Source organism: Rhodococcus sp. EPR-157, assembly GCF_001647195.1.
Classification (GTDB): domain Bacteria; phylum Actinomycetota; class Actinomycetes; order Mycobacteriales; family Mycobacteriaceae; genus Rhodococcoides.
In genome coordinates this window covers 1-5,614 of record NZ_LVCV01000541.1, presented here as the reverse complement: position 1 = coordinate 5,614, position 5,614 = coordinate 1, and the positions used below count along the sequence as shown (strand labels likewise).

Annotated in this window: 7 protein-coding genes; 4 read left to right on the top strand and 3 right to left on the bottom strand. The window is 62.2% G+C overall.

The window, feature by feature from the left end:
- Window positions 1-456 precede the first annotated feature (456 nt).
- Both A2J03_RS24050 and A2J03_RS24040 read right to left on the bottom strand, forming a co-directional pair.
- Window positions 457-1,047 (bottom strand): dihydrofolate reductase family protein, encoded by a 591-nt coding sequence (locus A2J03_RS24050; protein ID WP_068379026.1) that lies wholly within the window; start codon window positions 1,045-1,047, stop codon window positions 457-459.
- A 648-nt stretch (window positions 1,048-1,695) separates the two neighbouring features.
- Window positions 1,696-1,995 (bottom strand): GNAT family N-acetyltransferase, encoded by a 300-nt coding sequence (locus tag A2J03_RS24040; RefSeq protein ID WP_068379021.1) that lies wholly within the window; start codon window positions 1,993-1,995, stop codon window positions 1,696-1,698.
- A 134-nt stretch (window positions 1,996-2,129) separates the two neighbouring features.
- Here A2J03_RS24040 and A2J03_RS24035 point away from each other — a divergent pair, with 134 nt between their 5' ends.
- Window positions 2,130-2,900, top strand: a complete 771-nt coding sequence (locus A2J03_RS24035; RefSeq protein WP_068379018.1) for a hypothetical protein — start codon at window positions 2,130-2,132, stop codon at window positions 2,898-2,900.
- Window positions 2,901-3,094: 194 nt separating this feature from the next.
- The gene (locus A2J03_RS24030; RefSeq protein WP_231912695.1) at window positions 3,095-3,460 is read left to right on the top strand and encodes a homoserine dehydrogenase; all 366 of its coding nucleotides are present in this window, start codon (window positions 3,095-3,097) and stop codon (window positions 3,458-3,460) included.
- A gap of 5 nt (window positions 3,461-3,465) precedes the next feature.
- Here A2J03_RS24030 and A2J03_RS24025 read toward each other — a convergent pair whose 3' ends face one another.
- Window positions 3,466-3,831, bottom strand: coding sequence for a helix-turn-helix domain-containing protein (locus A2J03_RS24025; RefSeq protein WP_068379017.1), 366 nt, complete (start codon window positions 3,829-3,831; stop codon window positions 3,466-3,468).
- A gap of 53 nt (window positions 3,832-3,884) precedes the next feature.
- On the opposite strand from A2J03_RS24025, the gene A2J03_RS24020 reads away from it, so the two are divergent.
- Both A2J03_RS24020 and A2J03_RS24015 read left to right on the top strand, forming a co-directional pair.
- Window positions 3,885-4,553 (top strand): FMN-dependent NADH-azoreductase, encoded by a 669-nt coding sequence (locus tag A2J03_RS24020; RefSeq protein ID WP_068379014.1) that lies wholly within the window; start codon window positions 3,885-3,887, stop codon window positions 4,551-4,553.
- Between the two features lie 10 nt (window positions 4,554-4,563).
- Entirely contained in the window at window positions 4,564-5,544 is a 981-nt protein-coding gene (locus A2J03_RS24015) for an LCP family protein (RefSeq protein ID WP_082898058.1), read from the top strand.
- The last annotated feature ends 70 nt before the right edge of the window (window positions 5,545-5,614 follow it).

The following is a 5,614-nucleotide window of genomic DNA, read 5'->3' as shown; positions in this document are numbered from 1 at the left end:
ATCCCCACCGCAATTCTGTAATCCCCACCGCATTCGGTACCCGGCCGAGCTAGCACCCCTGGTACCGAGCTAGCACCCCCGCTCACCTCCTACAACCGGTGCTAGGTCGGCAAAAACGGTGCTAACTCCCCGCACCCGCACCCGTACCCGCATCCCCGGACCACGCACTCGAACCAGGGAACTCTGCTTACACGTCACTGCCTGACACCGCCGTCGACCACGGAAACCACACACCCCAGCAGAGCTAGCACCCCTAGTACCGAGCTAGCACCCCCGCTCACCTCATAGAACCGGTGCGAGGTCGGCAAAAACGGTGCTAGCTCCCCGGAATCCGGACCTGAAGCTAACGGCGTTGAAGCGAAAGCAGCCCCAGCTGAAGGTGTAGTCGCTGGTTGGGTGGTATCGGGGTCGTTCTTGGGGAGGCATCGGGGGCTCCCAGACGGAGGTCGGTGTCGATCAGATCGGGCGCCGGCGCACCTGGTAGCGGAGGTGGAGTACTCGGTTGCCTTGCAGCACTAAGTCGGGATCCTCCAACACGTGCTGCGCGTGCACCGACCCGAAGTAGCGCTTGCCGGACCCGAAGACGACGGGTGCGACGTCCATGCGCACTTCGTCGATCAGGCCCGCGGCAAACACCTGGCCGCCGACGTCGCCAGCAGCGACCTCGACCAGCCGGTCACCCGCCAGTTCTTGCGCCTTGGTCACGGCCGCCTCGACGCCGTCGACGAAGTGGAACGGGGCCTCGGGGTCCCAGCCGTCGGGCTTCGGCCGGTGCGTCACGACGACCACGTGGTCGACCCCGCCGGGAGGCTTCCCGTCCCAGCCGTCGGTCATATCGAAGACGTGGCGGCCGACGATTGTCGCTCCGATCTCGTTCCAGTACGGCCGGGTGTAGTCGTAGGACGTCTGTGACACCTTCAACGCGCCGCTCTCGTCCAACGGCACGTCACCGCTGAGCAGCCAATCGAACAGGGGTCCGGGCTGGTCGTTCACGTCCGCGATGAAGCCGTCTACCGACACCGAGCTGTACATGACAAGTCTGCCCATCAGGTGCTCCTCTGGTTTGGGACGCCTCCAAACTAGCGGGCCGTGATGCTCCGCAGGACGGGAACCTCATACCCAGCCGAGCTGGCACTCCTTTGCCGAGCTGGCGCCCGCGCTAGCCTCCGAGCAGAGGTCCAGGCTCGGCAAAAACGGTGCCAGCTCCCCAGGTCCGCTCCTGACGCCTAGCGGGCGACAAATTCCTTAATTCTGCTGTACGGCAAGAGTATTCGTGGTGTATCACCGGTTCGGGTCGTAGCCAGAATTAATCGGTGGCGCTATCGGTCGGTTGTGTTGCATGATGGTGTCCGTAACGACACGGACCTGGATGGGAATGGGGTGGGACCTTGGTGGACATTCTGAATGCGACTGCGGGTCAACTCTGTTCGCGAACAGGCGTAGTCGTTCGATTTCTGCGATAGCGACGTCTATTCCGCTGTCTGTATTCGATTGTGGCAGCGCGTTTTCCGCGCGCCCATTTCAGTCGCGCGCAAGGGGCCTTGCTCTGTGCGCAATTCGAGGAGCGCGAGATGTACCTGTACGAAAATGTGATCCGGAATCACGAATTGATGGTCGCCAAGTCGTTGGAAAGATACGACCGGCGCACGGGAAAGGACGCCGAGCGCGTTCATGTCTACCCTCTGTTCGCCAGAGCTAGGCGGGCGGTTCGGCGGAAGTAAGCAGACTCCCGTACTCGACGGTGTTCGTTTCGATGAATTCCCGGACGAACCAGCACGATGGAACGACCGTCATGCCACAGGTTCGGGTGTCGTCGAGGGCATACTCGGTCAGTACCGCGGCGAGCCCTCTGCCGCGGTACTGCGGGAACGTCACGGTGTGGAAGAAGGTCCGCTGCTCCTTGGTCTCGAAGTACTCTGAGATTGCGGCGACCTGCTCGCTCACGTACAGAACGAACCGACGCTGCGCCGCGTCGTGTGCTGTCCGAATCTCCACGCACCGATTGTGCACTGTTCCTGTGAACGGGGTCGGACCACTAGGCTGAGGTCAAAGATCGGAGTCGTGCGCGTGCTACCCGTCGTAGGCACGTCTCCTCAGCTCTACGGGTAGGCAATATCTGAGGAAGCGCTGTGGAAGACGTATCGGAGCAAGGCATAAGGGCATTCATCAAAGCGGTCGTCATGCACGGAGGTCGCGCCGAGAGGCTCACCACGTCGCGGCGCAACCCGGTTCAAGTGTGGGGCGTCGACGGATCGAGCTGCGTCGTCCGCGTCAGGTCCAAGGCAGCAGGAGATTGGAAGGCCCGCCGCCAGGACGAATCGCTGGCCAGTGACGACACCGGCTCGTCGTACTGGGTGTTCGTGGATCTCGGTAAGAGTGAGCCCGACTTCTTCATGGTGTCCTCGGAAGAGATGGCCGCTGACATCAAGGGGGAAGTCGACCTCTGGGTTCAGGAATCGCCATTGCGCACGCGGACAGGCCACCATGCAATCGCAGTAGGCCGAGTGCAGCATGGTCACAACAAGTGGGCAGCCCTCGGTTTGAACGCCGACGCCGATCCCGCACTGGCAGAAGAAGCGCGATCGGCGTCATCGCATCGTATCGGCAAGGTCGTCCGCCGGGCAGGTACCAAACGTGTCGCAGCGGTAGAGGAAGTAGTCGATCTTCGTCTGCGCGTCGTTGCCGACTTCGACGGTTATCGGCTCAGCGCCCGATTCGATCCGACCAGCACGCGACTGGAGATCGTGCAGGGTCCGATGGAAGGTCGTCGATTCGAGGATCCGACGGAGGCTGCGAGCGCTGTGGCCACTCACATCAGCGGCGATGTCGAGGTCTTGGACGGTTGGGATTTCTGGGAACTCGATACGCCGGAACGCCAGCCCCTCCGGTCACTCCGGTAGGTCACAACTGGACTGGTCGCCATGTTGTGACCAGTCATAGCAATCTCCAAAACAGCGGATCGATCTGGTTTTCGTCTCTATCGTGGGTGGAGTTCCAAATTTCACACTCGAATCGTCGTCACCCCTCACCGTGCGAACGCCCTGGTAGGCAGTCGTTGCACAGCTACGTCGTCGGTTCGATCCGATCAAGTTCGATGGCGATGGCGAGTGGCGTTGTCGACCAGGGAGAGGCCAGCTTCGTGGAGCATTCCTTCCGTTCTCCATCGCTGCACGCATCGCGCTTCGTGATTCTGGTAGCGCAGTTCGTCGACCGACGAATATCAGCCGAACACTTCTCCGCCCAGTTTCGTGCCCTGGAACGCTCCGATTCGGGCTACCTCGATCGTGACGTCTCGACGATCGTGCGCAAGCTGTCCGTCGACGTCGGCGCCTATCGAGGGGATGTGAATCTGCTCGGTGTCGACTTCATCGACGGCGAGCAGTTGTGGCGAGCTTCCGGTGAAGCCTTCCGAGATCTGTTGACGCTACAGTCCGAGCTGCTTGGCCGCGAAGCAGGCTAGAGCCCTCAGGGCTGGAACCGTTCGCGATGTCTGACGAGATCCTCGAGGCGAAATCGGCGGTGGGTGCCGCGCATCTCGATCGTCAGTTGGCCTGAGTCGGCCAGCCGACGCACGTAGGTGTCGGACACACCAAGAATCTCAGCCGCCTGCGATGTCGTGAGGAGCTCGTCGACCGGACCGATCGTCACCGCGGTCCCACTGGCGAGTTGACGCAGCAGCTCGATGACCGCCTTACGGGCTGGTTCGTCGATGTCGAGTTCGACGCCGTCGATTGCCAGCGTCGGAACGCGGTCATCGAGGTTCCCCATGATCGAGGTGACTTTCCTGGCGTCGTGATGTGGCAGCGCCGAGGCGATGTACCGGTGGTCCATGTCGCCGACCCTACTGGGCATACTCTGAGACAGCCCCAGTAGAAGGAGGACCTGTGCCGCAGCTGTTGCATCTCGATTCGTCCGCCGATCTCGACAGTTCGGTCAGCCGAACCGTCACCGGGCAGTTCTCGGACGTGTGGCACGCGATCGGACCCGACCACTCGGTGATCTATCGAGACCTTCATCGCGATGCACCGCCTCATCTCCCCACGTCGGCCTTGCATTGGGCCCCGCACCTCCGCACTGCGAACGAGGTCGCATCCCCAGCTGCCGAAGCGTTGCAGAAGGAGCTCATCGACGAGCTGGTCTCGGCCGACGTCGTTCTGATCGGCGCGCCGATGTACAACTGGTCGATTCCGTCGACACTCAAGGCATGGATCGACTACATCCACGTACCGGGAATCACGGTTCCGTTCGACGGGCCGACTCGTCCACTCGAGGGCAAGCCGGTCGTCGTTGTGTCCTCCCGCGGCAACCAGTACGGACCAGGGACGCCGGACTTCGGCGCCGACCACACCGTTGCCCAGCTGAAGCAGGTGCTCGGCACGGCACTCGGTATGGAGGTGCACGTCGTGACGGTCGATCTGACTTTGGCGACCCGTGTTCCCGCATTGGCGCCGCTGGCTCCACAGGCAGAGGCGAGCCTGACCGATGCCCGCAATAGCGTGACGGAACTCGCTACTCGCCTGGGTGGCGCCCCTGCGTCCCAGCAGCTCGGCTGAGGTCTCGTCGGTGCATGCGGAGGACAGGCTCAACGCCGGACGGCATCGATCGAGTGCAGGCAGGCACCGATTCTCTCCACACCGGGGGCAGACCGCGCGTACGCCGTGGCTCGTTCATGCTGGGCGAACCGTCGTCGGGCTGGCTGCGGTGTCGGCACTTCTGGTCAGTGGTGTCGGGTGGACGGTCTACCGGGAGGCGACGACGGGACTGACGACGTCCGACGCACTTGTCGATCTACCGAGCAACGAACCGTCGCAGAACGGCGCGGATACGAACATATTGCTTATCGGACTCGACAGTCGAAAAGACATGGACGGCAACGATCTTCCTGCCGAGTTCGTCACCGATACGTTGCATGCGGGAGACAGTGATGTCGGCGGGTACAACACCAACACACTGCTGTTGCTGCACCTTCCCGCAGACGGTGGCCGTGCGAAGGCGATTTCGATTCCGCGCGACGACTACGTCGACGTGCCGGGATACGGAATGCGGAAGATCAAGGAGGCGTACGGGCTCGCCAAAGCGGACGCCGACTCCGAACTCGTCGACGAAGGCGTGACCGACCAGGCCACGCGGGAGCGTCGCGCGCGCGAGGCAGGTCGACGTTCCACCTTGACCGCTGTGCAGCAGCTGCTACGAGTGCCGATCGATCACTTCGCGGAGGTCAACTTGCTCGGCTTCTACGACGTGGCGAATGCAGTCGGGCCGATTCAGGTGTGCTTGCAAGAGGCCGTTGACGACGATTATTCGGGCGCGCAGTTCACCGCAGGTATACAGACGATCGACGCATCACAGGCACTGTCGTTCGTGCGACAACGTCACGGGTTGGCAAACGGAGACCTGGATCGGACGAAGCGACAACAGGCTTTCGTCGCAGGGGTGATGTCGAAGCTGAAGGAATCCGGCCTTCTCGGCAACCTCGGAGAGCTTCGTGCTCTGGTGGCGGGTACCAAGCAAGACGTCGTCATCGGAATTTGTCAAGGCGGGTGAGTCCAGTGGGTGTTAGGCCGCTACCGAATGTTGCTTCTGGTCGGTGTCGGCTGGTTCGGCGGGTTTGTTG